Origin of the sequence: Sphaerisporangium rhizosphaerae, assembly GCF_042665155.1 — a bacterium.
GTDB lineage: Bacteria > Actinomycetota > Actinomycetes > Streptosporangiales > Streptosporangiaceae > Sphaerisporangium > Sphaerisporangium rhizosphaerae.
Window position 1 is genome coordinate 45,123 of sequence record NZ_JBHTCG010000008.1, and the last position, 19,084, is coordinate 64,206.

At 70.7% G+C, this 19,084-nt stretch carries 18 protein-coding genes; 5 read left to right on the forward strand and 13 right to left on the reverse strand.

The genetic code is table 11. The annotated features are described in order from the left end of the window. Window positions 1-83 precede the first annotated feature (83 nt). Complete coding sequence (locus tag ACFQSB_RS14030) at window positions 84-890, forward strand: methyltransferase domain-containing protein (RefSeq protein ID WP_380826808.1); 807 nt, start codon at window positions 84-86, stop codon at window positions 888-890. Here ACFQSB_RS14030 and ACFQSB_RS14035 read toward each other — a convergent pair. Then, window positions 874-1,755: an LLM class F420-dependent oxidoreductase gene (locus ACFQSB_RS14035; protein WP_380826809.1), complete on the reverse strand. Its 882-nt coding sequence runs from the start codon at window positions 1,753-1,755 to the stop codon at window positions 874-876. The genes ACFQSB_RS14030 and ACFQSB_RS14035 overlap by 17 nt on opposite strands. Window positions 1,756-2,063: 308 nt before the next feature. Then, on the reverse strand, window positions 2,064-2,549 hold the full coding sequence (rnhA, locus tag ACFQSB_RS14040; protein WP_380826810.1) for a ribonuclease HI: 486 nt from the start codon (window positions 2,547-2,549) through the stop codon (window positions 2,064-2,066). 312 nt (window positions 2,550-2,861) lie between these two features. Here rnhA and ACFQSB_RS14045 point away from each other — a divergent pair, with 312 nt between their 5' ends. After that, window positions 2,862-3,116 (forward strand): hypothetical protein, encoded by a 255-nt coding sequence (locus ACFQSB_RS14045; RefSeq protein ID WP_380826812.1) that lies wholly within the window; start codon window positions 2,862-2,864, stop codon window positions 3,114-3,116. Window positions 3,117-3,118: 2 nt separating this feature from the next. Here ACFQSB_RS14045 and rlmN read toward each other — a convergent pair whose 3' ends face one another. Continuing rightward, the gene (gene rlmN, locus ACFQSB_RS14050; protein ID WP_380826813.1) at window positions 3,119-4,219 is read right to left on the reverse strand and encodes a dual-specificity RNA methyltransferase RlmN; all 1,101 of its coding nucleotides are present in this window, start codon (window positions 4,217-4,219) and stop codon (window positions 3,119-3,121) included. A 108-nt stretch (window positions 4,220-4,327) separates the two neighbouring features. Between rlmN and ACFQSB_RS14055 the strand changes: the two genes are divergently transcribed. Next, complete coding sequence (locus ACFQSB_RS14055; protein WP_354928834.1) at window positions 4,328-5,356, forward strand: suppressor of fused domain protein; 1,029 nt, start codon at window positions 4,328-4,330, stop codon at window positions 5,354-5,356. A gap of 9 nt (window positions 5,357-5,365) precedes the next feature. On the opposite strand, the gene ACFQSB_RS14060 is transcribed toward ACFQSB_RS14055, so the two are convergent. From ACFQSB_RS14060 to ACFQSB_RS14085, 6 genes are all read right to left on the reverse strand, one after another. Beyond that, window positions 5,366-6,367, reverse strand: a complete 1,002-nt coding sequence (locus ACFQSB_RS14060; protein ID WP_380826815.1) for a phosphatidate cytidylyltransferase — start codon at window positions 6,365-6,367, stop codon at window positions 5,366-5,368. A 167-nt stretch (window positions 6,368-6,534) separates the two neighbouring features. Then, on the reverse strand, window positions 6,535-7,092 hold the full coding sequence (gene frr / locus ACFQSB_RS14065) for a ribosome recycling factor (RefSeq protein ID WP_354842238.1): 558 nt from the start codon (window positions 7,090-7,092) through the stop codon (window positions 6,535-6,537). A gap of 9 nt (window positions 7,093-7,101) precedes the next feature. Further along, complete coding sequence (pyrH, locus tag ACFQSB_RS14070; protein ID WP_248960581.1) at window positions 7,102-7,800, reverse strand: UMP kinase; 699 nt, start codon at window positions 7,798-7,800, stop codon at window positions 7,102-7,104. Between the two features lie 129 nt (window positions 7,801-7,929). Next, a complete protein-coding gene (gene tsf, locus ACFQSB_RS14075) occupies window positions 7,930-8,763 on the reverse strand; it encodes a translation elongation factor Ts (RefSeq protein ID WP_354842234.1) in 834 nt (277 codons plus the stop codon). A 114-nt stretch (window positions 8,764-8,877) separates the two neighbouring features. After that, complete coding sequence (gene rpsB / locus ACFQSB_RS14080; RefSeq protein WP_380826819.1) at window positions 8,878-9,855, reverse strand: 30S ribosomal protein S2; 978 nt, start codon at window positions 9,853-9,855, stop codon at window positions 8,878-8,880. Between the two features lie 300 nt (window positions 9,856-10,155). After that, window positions 10,156-10,734, reverse strand: a complete 579-nt coding sequence (locus ACFQSB_RS14085) for a helix-turn-helix domain-containing protein (RefSeq protein ID WP_354842229.1) — start codon at window positions 10,732-10,734, stop codon at window positions 10,156-10,158. 281 nt (window positions 10,735-11,015) lie between these two features. Between ACFQSB_RS14085 and ACFQSB_RS14090 the strand changes: the two genes are divergently transcribed. Continuing rightward, on the forward strand, window positions 11,016-12,440 hold the full coding sequence (locus ACFQSB_RS14090; protein ID WP_380826821.1) for an MFS transporter: 1,425 nt from the start codon (window positions 11,016-11,018) through the stop codon (window positions 12,438-12,440). A 20-nt stretch (window positions 12,441-12,460) separates the two neighbouring features. On the opposite strand, the gene ACFQSB_RS14095 is transcribed toward ACFQSB_RS14090, so the two are convergent. Beyond that, window positions 12,461-14,131: a CoA transferase gene (locus tag ACFQSB_RS14095; protein ID WP_380826823.1), complete on the reverse strand. Its 1,671-nt coding sequence runs from the start codon at window positions 14,129-14,131 to the stop codon at window positions 12,461-12,463. 228 nt (window positions 14,132-14,359) lie between these two features. On the opposite strand from ACFQSB_RS14095, the gene ACFQSB_RS14100 reads away from it, so the two are divergent. After that, a complete protein-coding gene (locus ACFQSB_RS14100) occupies window positions 14,360-14,977 on the forward strand; it encodes a M23 family metallopeptidase (protein WP_380827132.1) in 618 nt (205 codons plus the stop codon). Between the two features lie 349 nt (window positions 14,978-15,326). Here ACFQSB_RS14100 and dprA read toward each other — a convergent pair whose 3' ends face one another. From dprA to ACFQSB_RS14115, 3 genes are all read right to left on the reverse strand, one after another. Continuing rightward, window positions 15,327-16,457, reverse strand: coding sequence for a DNA-processing protein DprA (gene dprA / locus ACFQSB_RS14105; RefSeq protein WP_380826824.1), 1,131 nt, complete (start codon window positions 16,455-16,457; stop codon window positions 15,327-15,329). A gap of 683 nt (window positions 16,458-17,140) precedes the next feature. Continuing rightward, window positions 17,141-18,688, reverse strand: coding sequence for a YifB family Mg chelatase-like AAA ATPase (locus tag ACFQSB_RS14110; protein ID WP_380826825.1), 1,548 nt, complete (start codon window positions 18,686-18,688; stop codon window positions 17,141-17,143). After that, window positions 18,689-19,042, reverse strand: a complete 354-nt coding sequence (locus tag ACFQSB_RS14115; protein WP_354842211.1) for a YraN family protein — start codon at window positions 19,040-19,042, stop codon at window positions 18,689-18,691. It lies immediately after the preceding gene. Window positions 19,043-19,084: the final 42 nt, after the last annotated feature.

Genomic DNA, 19,084 nt, shown 5'->3' on the forward strand with positions numbered 1-19,084 from the left:
TCTCACGATGCAAGACGAATATGTTCACGATGTGGATGACCGCATAGTCTCCGGGTATCACGCCACCGAGGAGACTGATCGACATGCCGGCACCACGCGCCGTCTACACCCACGGGCACCACGAGTCGGTGCTCCGCTCCCACACCTGGCGGACGGCGGCCAACTCCGCCGCCTACCTGCTGCCGCACCTGCAACCCGGGATGTCGTTGCTGGACGTCGGCTGCGGTCCGGGCACCATCACCGCCGACCTCGCCCACCTGGTCGCCCCCGGCCGCGTCGTCGGGATGGACACCAGCGAGAGCATCGTCGCCCAGGCCAGGGACGCGGCCGCATCCTCCGGCCTGACGAACCTCACCTTCCAGACCGGCGACCTGTACGACCTGGACCATCCCGACGGCTCGTTCGACGTGGTGCACGCCCATCAGGTGCTGCAGCACGTCGCCGACCCCGTCGGCGCTCTGGCCGCCATGCGCCGGGCCTGCCGCCCCGGCGGGGTGGTCGCGGCCCGCGACTCCGACTACGCGACCTTCACCTGGTATCCGGAGTCGCCGGTGCTCAACGAGTGGCGCGAGCTGTACCGGCACGTCGCGGCGGCCAACGGCGGACAGCCCGACGCCGGCCGGCGGCTGCTCTCGTGGGCACGCCAGGCCGGCTTCACCGACGTCACCGCCACCGCGTCGGTCTGGTGCTTCGCCGCCCCGGCGGACCGCGCCTGGTGGAGCGGCCTGTGGGCCGAACGGGTCGTCGCCTCCGCCTTCGCCGACCACGCCCTGGCCTACGGCGCCACGCGGAGCGACCTTCAACGCATCAGCGAGGCCTGGCAGGAGTGGGGAACCCACCAGGACGCCTGGTTCACCGTCGTCCACGGCGAGATCATCTGCCGGGCCTGACCTCGCGCAGTCCGAGCGTCGCGGCGACGGTCTCCAGCGCCGCGAGGTGTCCTTCCACCCCGGCCAGGCCCGCGTTCATGGTGTTGACGGCGATGTGCGTGGCGCCGGCCTCCCGCCACTGGCGGGCCAGGCCGGCCACCTCCTCCGGGTCGCCCTGCCAGCTCACCCGTCCCTCCATGCCCAGAGTGGAGGGATCGCGCCCCGCCCGCAGCGCGGCCTCGTCGACCACCGCCTTGGCCTCCACCAGCCTCGGTCCGGGACCCATCTGCGGGAACCAGCCGTCCGCCAGCCGTCCGGCGCGCCGATAGGCCGGGAGCGACTGCGCGCCGAACCACAGGGGGATCGGCCGCTGCACCGGCAGGGGCGCGAGACCCGCCCCGGTGATCCGGTCGTACTCGCCGTGGAAGGTGACGGTGCGCTCGGTCCACAACCGGCGCAGCAGGCCCACCTGCTCCTCGACGCGCCTGCCGCGGACGGCGAAGTCCTGTCCGAGGGCCTCGTACTCGACCGCGTTCCACCCCAGGCCAACGCCCAGCCGGAAATGGCCGGAGGTGAGCAGGTCGACCTCGGCCGCCTGCTTGGCCACCAGGGCCGTCTGCCGTTGCGGCAGGATGATGATGGAGGTGACCAGCTCCAGCGAGGTCAGCGCGGCGAGGAACCCGAACAGCACCATCGGCTCGTGGAAGGTGGTGTGCACGTCGTACACGCCGCGCCAGTCGCGGTGCACCTCGGGGTCGGCGCCGACGACGTGGTCGTAGGCCATCACGTGCCGGTAGCCGAGCTCCTGGACCGCCTGCCCGTACGCCCGCACCGCGCCGGCGTCCGAGCCGATCTCGGTCTGGGGAAAGACAACACCGATGCGCATGCGTGGCTCCCGTCGGCCGTCCGGTTGACTCGCTGCCATCATTCCGTGCCCCGTGACGCCTCAACCCCTCGCGCCCTCCGGTCTCGGCCGGTTCGGCGCGAGGCGCGGGTGTGGCGGGCGATGACCCGCAGCCCTTCGACGAAGGCCGCGGCGAACTGGCGGGGGCCGGCGGGGATCAGGGCGCGCATGTCGGCCTCCTCGGACGATCGGTGTGAGTTGCTCCGAGGTTCCCAGCGAGTCGTCCAGCGAACTACGCAAAAAGCCGCATTAAGGATGTTTTCTCACGCCCCCTCCCGCGCGGGGACCCGTCAGGCGGGGTGCGGGGCGCCCTGATGGGCGCGGGCCTGCTCGGCGCCGCGGCGGGCCAGCGCGTCGGCGCGGTCGTTCTCGGGGTGACCGGAGTGGCCCTTCACCCAGAGCCACTCGACGGTGTGCCGGGCGGCGGCCGCGTCGAGCCGCTGCCACAGGTCCACGTTCTTGACCGGCTGCCTGCCGGCCGTCCGCCAGCCGTTGCGCTTCCAGCTCCGCAGCCACTGGGTGATGCCGTTGCGCACGTAGGTGCTGTCGGTGTGCAGGCGCACGGCGACCGGCCGGGTGAGGCTCTCCAGGGCCATGATGGCGGCCATCAGCTCCATGCGGTTGTTGGTGGTGCCGGCCTCGCCGCCGAAGATCTCCTTCTCGGTGCGGCCGTAGCGCAGCACCGCCCCCCAGCCGCCGGGCCCCGGATTGCCGCTGCACGCGCCGTCGGTGTAGATGTCCACGGCCCTCCCGGCCGTCTTCCCGTCATCCTGCACAGCCGCGCGCTCCCGCCCATCGCGTCTCACGGTCGGCACCAGTCTTACCACTCCCGCCGCGCCGTCCGGCGGACAGGGCGATGAGTTCTCGGCTCTTCACCTGACGGCCAGAATATGGCGGATATGACGGCAATTATCCGTAGATCAACCGATAAGCAAGCCTTCACCTGAATGAAGAGCATATTTCAGTATATGGCTACTTCGCCGAGCGGACCTGGGCCGATGTCCTCGCCGGTTTTCGCCCACACGGCCAAGGCGTTTGCCATAAATTCGGCATGCCTGGGCCAGGAATCGTCCCCGCGGGAGTACGCCATGGAAAGTTCGGACGGCCGCATTCTGATCATCATCGTGATCGCGACGATCCTGTTCATCGTCGGCCGCAACTTCCAGCGCGCCCTCGATACCTGGGCGGGCTGGGGCAAGGCGGCGAAGGCCGCCGCCGACGCCGCCGGCAAGATCTCCGGCGCCAAGTCGGCCGCGTGGGCGGCGTTCTGGCGCATGGTCGTCATCGGCGCCGGCACCCTGCTCCTGCTCGCGCTGCTGGCGAACACGATCAGGTATATGTGACCTCAGGCCTCCGGCGCGGCCGCGAGCTGGCCGCAGGCGCCGTCGATCTCGCGGCCGCGGGTGTCACGGACGGTGACCGCCACGCCGTGCGACTCCAGGCGGCGGACGAAGGCCCGCTCGTCCTCCGGGCGGGAGGCCGTCCACTTGGAGCCGGGGGTCGGGTTGAGCGGGATCAGGTTGACGTGCACCAGCTTGCCCTTGAGCAGGCGGCCGAGCAGGTCGGCCCGCCACTCCTGGTCGTTGATGTCCTTGATCAGGGCGTACTCGATGGAGACGCGCCGCTTGGTGGTGGCGGCGTACTTCCAGGCGGCGTCCAGCACCTCGCCGACCTTCCAGCGGGTGTTGACCGGCACCAGCGTGTCGCGCAGCTCGTCGTCGGGGGCGTGCAGGGAGACCGCCAGCGTCACCGGCAGCCTCTCGTTCGCGAGCTTGTCGATGGCGGGCACCAGCCCGACCGTCGAGACGGTCACGCCACGGGCGGAGATGCCGAGGCCCTCGGGAGCGGGATCGACGATGCGGCGCACGGCGCCGATCACGGCCTTGTAGTTGGCCAGCGGCTCGCCCATGCCCATGAAGACGATGTTGCTCACCCGCCCGGGCCCGCCGGGCACCTCGTCCCTGGCCAGGGCACGGGCACCGGACACGACCTGCTCGACGATCTCGGCCGTGGACATGTTGCGGGTCAGGCCGGCCTGCCCGGTGGCGCAGAACGGGCAGTTCATGCCGCACCCGGCCTGGGACGACACACACATCGTCACGCGGTCGGGGTAGCGCATCAGCACCGACTCGACCAGCGCCCCGTCGAACAGCCGCCACAGCGTCTTGCGCGTCATGCCCTCATCACAGGTGATCTCGCGCACCGAGGTCAGCAGATTCGGCATCAGACGCGTCACGAGCTGGTCGCGCGACGACGCCGGCAGGTCGGTCATGTGCTCGGGGTCGGTGGTCAGCCGCTCGAAGTAGTGCCGGGACAACTGGTCGGCACGGAAAGGCTTCTCGCCCAGCTCGGCGACGGCCGTGCGGCGCTCCGCCATGGACAGGTCGGCCAGGTGGCGTGACGGCTTCGCCCGTCGGGGGGCGACAAAGGTTAGCTCGGCGGACATGTCCTTCTCTTAACGGTTTGCCGGAAGCTGCAGCGGACAGCCATTCCGTGTGATCTATTGCGATCGTCGGCCGAACGGGGAGACGTTCACCGGAAAGGCGGATATGCGTTGGGCACCACCGATGTCGTCCTCACCGACACCAGCCCCTACGGTAGCCGCGTGGTGACCGTCGAACACGACGGGCTGTCCTCGGTAGCTTACCTGCGCGACGCCGAAGGCGGGATCCACGGAGCCGTGTGGCTCGCCAACCATGGCCCCGCACCCTCCTCGGTCGATCTGGTGCGCATCGAGTCCGGACAGACCCCCGTCATGCCGCTCGGCACCACCCGCGTCCCCGAAGGCACCCCGCCGTTCACGGCGGAGGAGCTCGAAGTGCTGTGGTTCGAGGAGGGCGACGGCGCCGCCCTGTACCGCAACGGCGACCTGCTGGCCGTCATTCCCGGGTGGGCCGACCTCGAACGCGGCATGCCCGGCTACGCCAGAGACGTCGTCAGCGAGTCGCCGTTCGCCTGGCCGCTGGCCGAGGCCCTCGAAGGGCTGGCCCCGCGCATCGCCAAAGCCCGCTCGTACTGGGAATGGCGGCACGGCGACGCCGCCTGGCCGTCGTTCCAGCAGTTCGTGATGAGCCACCTGGACGCCCGCGTCGGCCCGGCCGCGCGATATTGGGACGTCGGCGGCGACCGGCTGCCGGCCGTGGGCATCACCGAGCGCCCGCAGGACGGATACACCGTGCTGTCCACCGTGGGGATGAGCTGCCAGCGCATGCCCACCGTCGAGCAGTACGACCGGCCGGACACCCACGCGCGCATCGAACTCGCCGTCGCCACGCGGAGCGAGGCGACCGAGGCGGCGCAGCTGTTGCTGTGGCTGGCGCGCTACCCGTGGCACTCGGTCACCTGGCTCGGGCACGGCCACACGGCGCGCTGGTACCGCGAGGCCGCGTCGTTCCCGCTCGGACCCGCCTACCAGGGGGTGGTGCTGATCGACGCCGTGCCCGGGCTGCCGGATCTGTCGGGGTTCGCCTTCAGCGGCGACGAGGTGCGGTGGCTCTGGCTCGCCCCGGTCACCGAACAGGAGCTGCACGCCGTGGCCGAGCACGGCCACCAGGCGCTGCCGCTGTCCGCACGCGTCCCCTGACAGCGGCCGTCAGGAGGGGATGAAGATCGCCAGGAGCAGCCAGACGGGGAACAGCGTGGCGAGCAGCGAGTCCAGGCGGTCCATCAGCCCGCCGTGGCCCGGCAGCACGTTCCCCATGTCCTTGATGCCGAGATCGCGCTTGATCACCGACTCGACGAGGTCGCCCAGCGTGGCGCACACGGCGACCACCGCCCCCACAACGGCGCCCTGCCAGAACTGGCCCTCCAGGAGGAAGCGCACCAGCAGCGCCCCGCACAGCACGCATGCGAGCACGGACCCGGCGAAACCCTCCCAGGTCTTCTTCGGGCTGATGATAGACATCTTGTGCTTGCCGAACAGGATGCCCGCGAAGTAGCCGCCGATGTCGCTGCACACGGTGACGGCGACGAAGATCACCACCCGGTCCGCGCCATCCTCATGGCTCAGCATGAGCGGCACGAACTCGGCGATCAGCGCCGGGTACACCGCGGTCAGCACACCTGCGGAGGCGTCGCGGACGTACCCTTCGGCGCCCTTGAGCATGCGCTGGACGAGCAGGACCAGCACCGTCAGCGTGAAGGCGCCCAGCAGCCAGATCGTGCCGCCCCAATATGCTCCCGCCAGCATGGCGACCAGGCCGGTCAGTACGGTCGGCATCGGCACCTGGGCATCGCGGGTGGCGAGCGCGCGGGCCATCTCGACGACGCCGATGCCCACCGCGGCCAGGACCACCAGCAGGAACAGCGCCTTGACGGTGTAGAGGGACACCAGCACGAGCGCCCCGAGGACGACGCCCACCCCGATCGCGGCGGGCAGATTACGCCCGGTACGAATGCCCTTCGGCCGCCCACCGCCCTGCGAACCACCGGCGGGCTCGCCGGCCGGGCGCGGGCCCTGCGGCCCGAGGTCCTGCGCGGAGCCCGCGGCCTCGGCGGTGGCGTTCCGATGTGCGGCGCCCGGAGGCGCGGACGGACGCTCGTCGGGCCCCTGGCCGCCGGCCGGCTCGGTACCGTCCGCCGCCGTACCTTCCACAGTGATCCCAACTCTCCTGGCACGACCACGCTCGGCCGCCCGTTCCCGCCGGCGCCGCCGCGAGGCGGGGAGGGGGCGCGATGGGCGTCGAACGAGGCAAGGGCGCTCCCCCACGGCCAACACCGGAGTGGAAGCGCCCCAACCTGACCTGTGAACCGCCGTCCTGCTCAGACCTCGAGCAGCTCGGACTCCTTGTGCTTCAGCAGCTCGTCGATCTTTGCGACGTGCTTCTGGGTGAGGTCGTCGAGCTCCTTCTCGGCCCGCCGCACCTCGTCCTCACCGGTGTCGCCGTCCTTGACCATCTTGTCGAGGGTCTCCTTGGCGTGACGGCGGATGTTGCGCACCGAGACCTTGCTGCTCTCGGCCTTGTTCCTGGCGACCTTGATGTACTCCCGGCGGCGCTCCTCCGACAGTTCGGGGAACACCACCCGGATCACCGCGCCGTCGTTGCCGGGGTTGACCCCGAGGTCGCTGTCGCGGATCGCCTTCTCGATGGCGCTCATCGAACCCTTGTCGTAGGGCTGGATGATGACCATGCGGGCCTCGGGGACGTGGAACGAGGCCAGCTGCTGCACCGGGGTCGGCGACCCGTAGTAGTCGACATTGATCTTGTTGAACATCGAGGGACTGACCCTGCCGGTGCGGATCGCCGCGAAGTCCTCCTTGGCGACCGCGACCGCCTTGTCCATCTTCTCCTCGGCTTCGAAGAGGGTTTCGTCGATCACAGCGGCTCCCTATTTCCCTGCCGGACTCACCAGCGTGCCGATCTTCTCACCGCGGACAGCCCGCAGGATGTTCCCTTCGCCCATCAGGTCGAAGACCACGATGGGCAGGCCGTTGTCCATGCACAGGCTGATCGCGGTGGCATCCATGACTCCAAGGCCCCGCGTCAGCACCTCGCTGTAGTCGAGCTGGTCGAAGCGGACGGCATCGGGGTTCTTGCGCGGGTCGGAGTCGTAGACCCCGTCGACCTGAGTGCCCTTGAGCACGGCCTCCGCACCGACCTCGAGCGCGCGCTGCGCGGCGCAGGTGTCGGTGGAGAAGAACGGCGAGCCGAGGCCGGCGCCGAAGATGACCACCCGCCCCTTCTCGAGGTGGCGGATGGCGCGCCGGGGCAGGAACGGCTCGGCGACCTGCTGCATCGTGATGGCCGTCTGCACGCGCGTCTCGACGCCGCGCTTCTCCAGGAAGTCCTGCAGGGCGAGACAGTTGATGACCGTGCCCAGCATGCCCATGTAGTCGGCGCGGGCGCGGTCCATGCCGCGCTCGGACAGCGCGGCGCCGCGGAACATGTTGCCGCCGCCGACGACCACCGCGACCTGCACGCCCTCGCGCACGGCCTCGGCGACGGAGTCGGCGAGCTTGGCGACCACCACCGGGTCGATGCCCAGCGGCTCGGCGCCCGCGAACGCCTCGCCCGACAACTTCAGCATGACGCGCTTCCAGCGGAGCGGCCCGTCGTACGACGAAGCCGCCGGCGTAGCGGATCGATGGTTCTCCTGCACGACGGCGGCCTCCTCGGTGGTGATGATGAGCTGGTCAGGTCCCTCTCGGGGCTAAGCCTATGCCTGACCGACCTTGTAGCGGGCGAAGCCCAGGACCTTCACCCCGGCCTCGGCCGCGAGCTTGCCGATGGTCTTCTTGTTGTCCTTGACGAACGCCTGCTCCAGGAGGGTGAAGTCCTTGTACCAGCCGTTGATGCGACCATCGACGATCTTGCCGATGGCGGCCTCCGGCTTGCCCTCCTCGCGGGTCATCTGCTCGAAGACCGTGCGCTCCTTCTCGATCACGTCTGCCGGGACGGAGTTGGGGCTGAGGTACTTGGGGGCCATCGCGGCGGTGTGCTGCGCGATGTCCTTGGCCAGCTCGGCGTTCGGGGTGTCGAGCTGCACCAGGACGCCCACGGCCGGGGGAAGCTGCGGGTCGGTCTTGTGCATGTAGGAGGCGACGAAGCCGCCGTCGAGCACGACGAAACGACGGATCTCGATCTTCTCGCCGAGCGCCGCGTTGGCCTCGTCGAGGTGCTCCTTGACGCTCTTGCCGTCCAGGTCGGACTCCAGCAGGCTCGGCACGTCGCCCGGCCGCGTGGCGAGGATGTGCTCGACGACCCGGGCGGCCAGCTCCTGGAAGCGGTCGCCCTTGGCGACGAAGTCGGTCTCGCAGTTGAGCTCGAGCAGCGCCGCGAGGGACTCGCCCTCGTGCTTGACGGCGATCAGGCCGTTGGAGGCGGTGCGCGCCTCGCGCTTACCGACGTCCTTGGCGCCCTTGACGCGCAGGATGTCGACGGCCTTGTCGAAGTCGCCCTCCGACTCCTCCAGGGCCTTCTTGCAGTCCATCATGCCGGCGGCGGTCAGCTCACGAAGCCGCTTGACGTCGGCCATGTTCACGGAAGCCATTGTCTTTCCTCGTCGAGTCGTCGTGGATCGGGTGGGTGCGCCCTGTGAGGCACACCCACCCGTGAAGAGCCTTGCTCGCCGTACGGCGCCGTGCCCGTACGGCCTGACGGGGTCTCAGCCCTGCTGCTCGGTGCCCTCGGCCTCGGCCTCGGCGGCGGGGGCGGCCGGAGCGGCCTCGGCGTCCTGCTGGGCGGGGGCCTCGGCGGTCTCGGCGACCTCAGCGACCTCGGCGGTCTCAGCCGTCTCAGCGGCGGGGGCCTCGGCGGCCTCCGGGGCGGCGGCCTCGGCCGGAGCCTCCGAAGCGGCTTCCTCGTCCGAGCGGGTGAGCAGCTCGCGCTCCCACTCGGCCAGCGGCTCGGCGACGGCGGCGGGCTTGTCGTCGCCGCGGGTCGTCGCGCCGGCGCGCGCCATCAGACCGTCGGCGACGGCGTCGGCGACCACGCGGGTGAGCAGGCTGACGGCGCGGATCGCGTCGTCGTTGCCCGGGATCGGGTAGTCGACCTCGTCGGGGTCGCAGTTGGTGTCGAGGATCGCGACGACCGGGATGTTCAGCTTGCGAGCCTCACTGATCCCGATGTGCTCCTTCTTGGTGTCGACGACCCACACGGCGCTCGGGACGCGGGCCATGTCACGGATGCCGCCGAGGGTGCGCTCGAGCTTGTCCTTCTCGCGGCGGCGCATCAGGAGCTCCTTCTTGGTGAGCCCGGAGCCTGCCACGTTGTCGAAGTCGAGCTCCTCGAGCTCCTTCAGACGCTGAAGCCTCTTGTGCACGGTGGAGAAGTTCGTGAGCATGCCGCCCAGCCAGCGCTGGTTGACATAGGGCATGCCGACCCGCGCGGCCTGCTCGGCGATGGCCTCCTGGGCCTGCTTCTTGGTGCCGATGAACAGGATGGTGCCGCCGTGGGCGACGGTCTCCTTGACGAAGTCGTAGGCGCGGTCGATGAAGGCCAGCGACTTCTGCAGGTCGATGATGTAGATGCCGTTGCGCTCGGTGAGGATGAAGCGCTTCATCTTCGGGTTCCAGCGCCGGGTCTGGTGCCCGAAGTGGACGCCGCTCTCGAGCATCTGCCGCATGGTGACGACGGGGGCCATGAGTGATGGTCCTCCTGGGTAGAGCGCCGCAGGGGCGCGTTTCTCGGTTGTCCGCGGAAGCGCATGGCTCCCGCCCTGACGCCCTGAGTCGTCCCATCCGAGTCGAGACCCGGACCGAGAGGACGAATCGCCTGTGGGCGTGCGAAGTCGGCCCGCTTGGCGAGCCACCAAAAGTGTACCCGGAACCCGGCCGCCCCCAGCCCACCGCACAGGCTTCCCCCCCTTCGGCGACACGGGCATGGCCCTCCGCCGGGCCCGTCGCCCCGGTCCCGCCTCAGGCGTCCCGGACCGCGTCGCGTGTCAGGGGGCGGGCGAGTGCGGGAAGAGGTGGACGATCCCCCTGATCAGACGGGCGTCCGGCGGAGCCTCCTCCGGGGAGCGCGACTTGGAGAGATAGGGCTCGAGGATCGCGGTCACCCGCTCACCGAGCTCGGCGAGTTCCTCGGCGTTGACCCGAAGCAGCATGTGGGCGAGCAGCGCCGCCTGCCGCCATTGCTTCGACTCGCGCGCGCTGGACTCCAAGTAGCGGAACGTCTCCTCCACCATCTGGTCGACGACGGTCCTGGAGAGCACGTTCTTGGCCTCGACGAGTTCGGAGGTCAACTCGTCGGGCTCGGAGATGGTGATCCCCCGGTGCGGGGCGCGCCACAGCCGTTCCCTGCCGTCGCCGCGCGGGGGCGCGTCCTCGACGAACCCGTACTTGGCCAGCATGCGCAGGTGGTAGCTGCACGCGCTGGGCGACAGCCCGGCCACCCGCGCGCACTCGGTCGCCGTCGCGGGCCCCTCCGTCTGAAGCCGGCCGAGGATCGCCAGCCTGGCCGGATGCGCGAGCGCCCGCATGGCCCGCGGGTCCTCGACCAGATGGTTCCGCTGACTCATACAACGAACCGTAATGCGTCCCCACCCCCACCGCCCCGCCCCTGCCCCCGCCGAGCCCGACGCCCACGGCGCCCCCGTGGGCGCGATGCCCTAGAACGCCCCCACCTTCGCCTTCATGCCCCGCATGACCATGACCGCCACCGTGCACCCCTCACCACCCGCCGAGCCGCGCACCCCGGACCTCCGCCGTCTCCATCCGACCCGGCTCAGGGCGGGACTCCGCGGAATCCGCCATCAATGAAGGGTGGCTTTCAGAGTTGTGAAGCGTTACTTTCATATTCATGGTCGAGCTTCTCTCCCTCCGACGGCAACGGGACTACCGGTTGCTGTGGTCCGCCCGTGCGGTGTCCGAGACCGGCACCGAGGTCTCCCGCCTGGCCGTCCCCCTCACCGCCGCCGCTCTGCTGAACGCCACTCCGGTCCAGATGGGCCTGCTGACGGCGGCGACGTCACTTCCGTACCTGCTCATCGGCCTGCCCGCCGGCGCGTACGCCGACCGGCTCCGCCGGCACCGTCCCCTGCTGGTCTTGTGCGAAGTCCTCTCGGGAGCCGCCGTGCTCACCGTGCCGCTCGGCTGGCTGGCCGGCCTGCTGACGGTGCCCTGGCTGATCACGGTCGCCCTGGTGGTCGGCACCTGCTCGGTCTTCTACCGGGCGGCCTGGTTCCCGCACCTGCCCAGCGTCGTCGCGCGCGAGCAGCGCACGGCGGCGATCGCCGGCTTCCAGATGGTCTACTCGACCGCCGGCATCTGCGGCCCGGGACTGGCCGGCCTGCTGGTTCAGGCGATCACCGCCCCACTGGCCCTGGTCGCGGACGCGGCGTCGTTCGCCGTTTCGGCCCTCCTCCTCCACTCCCTCCGATCCCCCGAAACCGCCACAAGCCCCGACAGCACGTCCCTCACCACCCCCGAGAGCACGTCTTCCACCGCCGCGAGCGACAGCGCCGCCTCCGGCGCCACCAGCGGCGCCACCGCGACAAAGTTCATGCGTGACACCACGAGCGGGACGGATACCAGCACCGAGATCGAGACCGACGCCGCGGCGGAGGCGACGATCGGCACCCGGACGAGCCTTCTGCGGGACACGCGCGAAGGCATGCTGACCGTCATGAGACACGGCACACTGAGGACGCTGATCGGCGCGGGAGTGCTGATCAACTTCGCCTCGGCCGCTCAGATGGCGCTTCTGGTCCTGTTCACGGTGCGGACCCTCGGGATGCAACCGGGTGTGGTGGGCCTGCTGGTGGCGGCGTCCGGCGTTGGCGGCCTGCTCGGCGCGGTGACGGCCCCCCGGCTGACCGGCCGTCTCACCGAAGACCGCACCATCCTGATCGCCGTCGCCCTCTTCCCCCTCGAGTTCGTCGCGATCGCCTCCGCCCACGGCTCGGCCGTCGTGCTGGTTCCGCTGCTGATGGGCGCCTTCGCGGTCAGCGGCATGGCGGCGGTGCTGTTCAGCGTCTGCTACGGGACCATCCAGCTTCGCGAGTCCCCGCCCGACATGCTCGGCCGGGTGAACGCGACCATGACCGTCTCCACGCTCGGCGTCATGACATTGGGAGGTGTCGCGGGCGGCGTGCTCGGCGAGTTCCTCGGCCTGCGTCCCACGATGTGGGCGTGCGCCTTCGTGGTCCTCCTCGCGGTGGCCCTCGTCTGGTCCTCACCCCTCCGCCACGCCCTTTCCGCACCCCACCGCCCCACCCCGGCCTGAACCACACCGCCCCCAGCTCTTCACCTCCAGGCGGGAAGGTGTTCGCCGCGCCGGGGCGGCGGCGTGGTCCAGGAAGGCCGGACATCGCCGATCGCCCCAGGGGCACGGACGTAGGTGAGCGTGCCGAATGAGCTGTCCATCTCCTCCAGCAGGTCGCCCACCTCGGGCTCGCCGACCGCCATGCCGTCGACCCGGCCGAGCCGGTCGAGCCAGAGGGCGGTACGAGCGAGGGACAGTTCGACATGCCATGACCCGCCCTCCCGCTGCCGGCGCAGCAAGCCGGCGATCGCCCCGAGGGCGGCGAGCCAGCCGGTCGCATGGTCGAGCACCTGGGCCGGCAGCGGCACAGGACGAGCCCCCTGTCCCTGCTCGTGTGCGATGCCGCAGACCATCTGGACCAGGCTGTCGAACCCCCGTCGCCGTGACCACGGCCCACGCGAGCCGTACGCCGAGATGTCCACGCAGACGACCCCCGGCCGCCTCGGCGTGCCCGCGGCGCCCGCCGACCGGATGGCCGCCAGCTCACGCGGCCCGAACCCCAGCCGCGCCAGCGCCCCCGGCCGGTAGGACTGGACGACCACGTCCGCCCCCATCACCAAGTCCTTGAACGCCGCCGTCCCCTCCGCGGTACGCAGATCGATCTCGCACGATCGCTTGCCCAGCGCCGTGCTGATCACCAGCCCCGGGACCTCCGGCAGATGCGCCGCCCCGACCCGCAGCACCTCGGCCCCGTACGCCGCCAGCGTCCGCGTCGCCACCGGGCCGGCGATCACCCGAGTGAGGTCCAGCACCCGCACCCCCGCCAACGGCCGCGCCCCCGGCCTGCGAACCGCCCCGGCGACGGCACTCCCCTCGCCCTTGATCAAACCCGTGACAGCACGACCATCACCCAGGGCCGGACCCGTGACACCACTCCCACCACTTCCGGACGAACCCGTGGCAGCACGGCGGCCACGCTCGACCGAACCGATCGCAGCAGCCTCCGCGCCCCCGGCCCGACCAATCACCGCACTGCCGCCCTGGGTCAAGCCAGAGATACCACCGTCACCGCCTCTGACCACATCAGTGATAGCGCTCTCAATGCCCCGGACCGAGCCGATGACGGGACTGCGATCAAGGGGACTGAGGCCGATAAGAGGGAGTCCTTCCACGGCTCTGCCCTGTGGATGCGACCGCCACTGCGCGCGGCTCCGCATGGCGGCCGCGCATCCCCCTGCCCGAGTCACCACATCCTCCACGTCCAAGGCCGCGCGCCCGGCGCAGGCGGCGACCACGGCGGCCCTGTCCGCACCTCGGGGCAACTCCAGCGCGTGCAGCACGGCGTCCCGATGATGATCGAAGTTGCAGTGCAGACGGACCCATCCGCCGTCGGCCGTGCGATAGTCCCCGGACAGCGGCGCCCAGAGCTCGGGAGTCATCCCGTCGATGCGGAAATACCGCTCGTCCCGGAACGCGACCGCCGCCTCCCGCACGTCGACCGCCACCTCCCCCGACGCGGCCCCGGCCACCGTCCCCGGATTGTGCGACCAATACGTCGCGACGGCGCCCGTCACCGCACCGACGCAGGCGGCCGCGGCCGCCCCGACCCGGAACACGGAGGGAAGGATCGGATCATCGCCGACCACACGCACTGCCGGCAGGTCCACCTCGACCTCCGCCGCCAGGCCACCGATGATCTCTCTGACCTCCACCGCTCCCCCTGACTCCAACACGACGCCGGCCACAGACCCGACGTACTCACCGCGCTCGCGCGGTTATACACAGAATCCGATTCAGCGAGACCATGGCGGCCTCCTCCAGGACAGTCTCCTGCCATGCGCCCTTCGACCACCCGCCTGGCCCTGACGTTCATCACCGTCGTCACCGCCGCATCCGCGTCCCCACCCCACCCGCAAGTCGCCCCAACCTCCGCCACCGCCATGGCCCTGGGAACCGCCTCGACCACCCCGCCGTCCCCGACCCGACCCACTGCGGCGGCGCCGTCGCCCCTCGCCACCCCACCCACCTCGACCGTCTCGCCGCTCCTCGCCACCCAACCCACCTCGGCCGCCTCACCGCCCTCGGCGCCGGGTGGAACGGCGTCCTCGGACGCCCCTGGTGATCAGGCCCGTTGGGGCCCGCCTGTGGAGGGTCACGTCAGGGTGTTGCGCCATTTCGCTCCCCCAGCGCGGCCGTGGCTCGCCGGGCACCGAGGAACCGATCTCGCCGTACGCCCCGGACAACGAGTGAAGGCGGCGGGCCCCGGCATCGTCGGCTACGCGGGACCGTTCGCCGGTCGTGGCGTGGTGATGATCGTGCATTCGAACGGGCTGCGCACGACGTACCTACCGGTGCACGCGAAGGTCCGGCGTGGACAGAGGGTGACGCTCGGCCAGACCATCGGCACCGTCGAAGCATCCACCTCCCACTGCACGTCCCCCTGCCTGCACTGGGGCCTGATCGACAAGTGGCGCTACCTCGATCCACTGCTCCTCGTCGCCCACGGCCAAGTACGGCTCCTCCCCCACTGGCCCACAGACACCCCCGCCCGACCATGACCAGCAAAATGGCCTGAAGCGGCTCAAGGCAGAGGTAACTCCAAACTCCCACTCGCGGAAGCACGAGCACACAGCCCCACAGTGCAACCTCGGCATCACACCGCCGACGAGCCAGGCGGTCCAATCGGCGCCGATCACGTGCAGCGGCGACCGGTCAAGGTGGAAACTCGACTGCTTCCGTCACGTGACCTCGCCGAGCACCTTCCCCAGGCCGATCAACGCGGATACCCCTGACCGACCTCCCGTCCCGCGGAAGCGGAGACGATCCCCGCCGAGGCGCGTCAAGGTGGACGTCCTCTTAGCTTCTGTCACGTGACGTTGTGGACGGTGTCGGTGCAGGTGGCCGGGGTTAGCGCTCGTTTCGAGCAATGCGGCGCAGGCGCCAGCCGCGGTCTGAGCGTTCGACATATCCCGCCGCCGCCAGGGCTCCGAGGCGACTGAGAACGGTCGCGAGATCCACGCCGGCTGCTACGGCTATCGTCGCAGGACCGGCTCCTGACCTCGCCGGCACCGCTTCCAGCACGGCCCGGGTCTCCTCGTCAAGGCGGTCGCGTGGCACCACCGGTCCCCGGGGCTCGGGTGCGAGGTCACCACCGATGGCACCGACCAGCTCGATCACGTCCCTTGCCGAGGTGACGCAGACGGCCTCGGCTCTGCGGATCAGCCGGTGACACCCCGCGGACATCTCGGAGGTGACCGGACCCGGCACCGCGGCGAGATGCCTGTGGAGAGCGACCGCGTGCGCGGCGGTGTTCAGCGCTCCACTGCGCAGAGCCGCCTCTACGACGACGGTGCCTCGGGCCAGCGCCGCGATCACCCGATTGCGGATGAGGAAGCGCGGCCGGGTGGGGCGGACCCCGGGCGGGCACTCGCTCACGATCACCCCCTTCCTGCGGACCGCCGCGAACAGATCATGGTTGGCGGCGGGGTAGACGATGTCGATGCCGCACGCGAGTACGGCGATGCTCGAGGCCGAACCGGCCAGGGCGCCGCGGTGCGCGGCGGCGTCCACCCCGTAGGCGCCTCCCGAGATGACGCTCCAACCCCCCTCCGACAGGTCGGCGCTCATCTCCGCCGAGACGTGAGCGCCGTACGGCGTGGCCGCGCGGGAACCGACCATCGCCACCGAGCGAAGGCAGGAGAACCGAAGATCCGCGTCTCCGCGCAGCCAGAGGGCGACAGGACGTTCAGGTCCGAGATCGTCCAGTTGGGTCGGCCACTCCAGGTCTCCGGGAACGATCAGGCGTGCGCCCAGCCGTTCGCCCTCGTCGAGGTCGGCCAGCGGATCGGCCGCCTGAAGCCTGGCCTGCCACGCCCTGAGGTGACGGTCCACATCCGGTGGTCTGCTCCTACCGGAGGTCATCTCATCGACGAAGCAGGGATCGAGCCGCCCCTGTCGCACCTGCCCCAACGCGCCCTCGGGCCCGTAAGCGGCGATCAGCCTGCCCATGAGACCGTCACCCACGTCGGAGATACGCATCAATGTGACCCTCGCCAGCCTCCCGGGACCACGCTGGAAGGAGGTGCCGCTACCGCCTCTCCCCGGAGAATCACCCCGGCGACCGGGGGACGACCGACCGACCAGAGACTCACCGGCGCCTCCACTGACGGCCCCGGCTGGTACAGCCGAGATGACGGCCCCGCCCCCAGGCGACACGGACAGCGCGACCGTTCCCTCCGCAGAGGGCATGGATGAAAGGGCGGTCCCATCACGTGGCGGTGCGGAAGGCCCCTTGATGTCCTCGGCGGTCGGCATTGTGAGGGCGGTGTCCGCCTGGGACCGCGCGGGGGCCGCGGTGACCGGCGCGGGCGACCGGGCATGCGCGGAGACGACTTCGGCCGGCACGGAGGATGCCGCGGCGACTCCCGGCGGCGTGCCGGCGGCTTGTGGCACGTCCACGGGTTGGGTCGCGTCGGTGGGCGATGAACCGCCGCCCCCAACGCTGCACGACCCGTGCTCCACATCGGTGGCACATAGGGCGATATCTCCATCGGCATGGAAAGACCTCGCATACAGAGCGGAGTCCGGGACGGGTGGTCTGCCAGAGCAGACGGCGGAGGGCTGGTGGTGGCTGGAGGGTTGGAGTGCGCCGGGTGGATGTGAGGGCGGGAGGGGGGTGGGGATGGGCATTGGGGCCTCGAGGGGAGAGGAGGGAGGAGGGATTAGTCGGTGCCCAGCCATAACGCGAGGGCGGCGGTGGTATCTCGGAGCTCGGGGCGGTCTTTGCCCACAAGGTCGGCGAGGGTCCAGGACAGGCGGATGACGCGGTCGAGACCTCGGGCGCTCAGTTCGCCGGTGTCCAGGCAGCGGTACAGGGGGGACATCGCCGGAGCGGGGAGGCGGTAGTCGGCGTGGAGCGCCGCCGTGGGAATCTCGGCGTTGCATCTCCACGGAGTGCCAGCAAGCCGCTTGAGCGTGCGCTCGCGAGCCAGCGCCACCCGCTCGGCCACCACGGCGCTCGGCTCGATGAACTGGCGGTCGGACAGCAACTCGCGCCGGGTCGAGCGCGCGAGCTTGACCTTGACGTCTATGCGGTCGACGAGCGGCCCGGAGAGCCGGGCCAGATAGCGTCGCCGCTGGTGGGGCGTGCACTGACAGGGACTTTCGGGGGTTGACGGCTGGGCGCAGGGACAGGGATTGGCGGCCAGCACCAGCATGAACCGGGCGGGAAAGGTGACCGTGCCGATGGCCCGTGCGACGGTGACCTGCCCGGACTCCAGTGGCTGCCGGAGCGAGTCGAGCACGCGCGCCGGGAACTCGGGTGCTTCGTCCAGGAACAGCACACCGCGGTGGGCGAGGGAGACGGCGCCCGGCCGGATGACGCCGCTTCCACCACCGACGATCGCCGCGACGGTGGCGGTGTGGTGCGGCGCCATGAACGGCGGGTGCCGCAGCAGCGGGCGGCCCGGCGGCAGGGCGCCCGCGACCGAGTGGATGGCGGTGACCTCCAGCGCCTGGTCGCGATCGAGGGGTGGCAGCAGGGTGGGCAGACGTTCGGCCAGCATCGTCTTGCCGGTGCCGGGCTGGCCGAGCATCCACAGGTTGTGGCCGCCGGCGGCGCACACCTCCAGAGCCCGGCGGGCCATGGCCTGCCCGGCGACGTCGGCCAGATCGAGGGCCGGGCCCTCGAATGCCTCGGGGACGGCGCCCGGCGGGGGTTGCTCTGCCTCTCGCATGACCGGCAGGCATGCCTCGTCACCGCCGCGGAGGTTCTCGACCAGTTCGGCGAGCGTGAGGACGGGCACCACGGTGATTCCGGGGACCAGGCATGCCTCCTCGGCATTGGCCATGGGGACCACCACGCACTGCGCGCCGGCCTCCACCGCGGCGAGCACGGCGGGAAGTACGCCTCGCACGGGCCGCACGGAGCCGTCCAGCCCGAGTTCGCCGAGGAAGAAGGGTGGTGCGACGCGTTGCCTGGGGATCACCCCGGCGGCTCCGAGCAGGGCGACCGCGATGGCCAGGTCGAACAGGCTGCCGCGCTTGGGCAGGCTGGCCGGGAACAGGCTGATGGTGACCCGTGCGTCCGGCCAGGGGAATCTGCTGTTGATGACGGCCGAGCGGACGCGGTCGCGGGCCTCGCTGAGCGCGGTGTCGAGCATGCCGATCAGGTGGACGCCGGCGATGCCGTGGCCCACGTCGGCCTCGACCTCCACCACGTGGCCGCTCACGCCCACCAGCGCGACGCACCGCGTGCGAGCGACGGCCATCTACGACACCCCCCGGTCGTGCCTGATCGAGAACTCGCCGGCGAAGCGCTCAAGGGCGATCACGTCGATGCGGATGGAGGAGAACCACTCGCTCTGGCCGCTGAGCCAGCGGGCCGCGACCGTGCGGAGCTTGGCCAGCTTCGCCGCGGTCACCGCCTCGAAGGCGGAGCCGTGGCTGCGCCCGGAGCGGGTCTTGACCTCGACGACCACGAGGACCGGGCCCTCACGCCCGAGGATGTCGATCTCTCCCTCGGGACAGCACCAGTTGCGCTCGAGGATGCGCAGGCCCGCCGCCCGCAGATAGTCGACGGCGAGCTGCTCGCCGTGCCGTCCAAGCTCGTGTGCCATGGCCATGGGACCACCTCCGGCCCCGACCTTCGCGCACGCCGCCTGCCA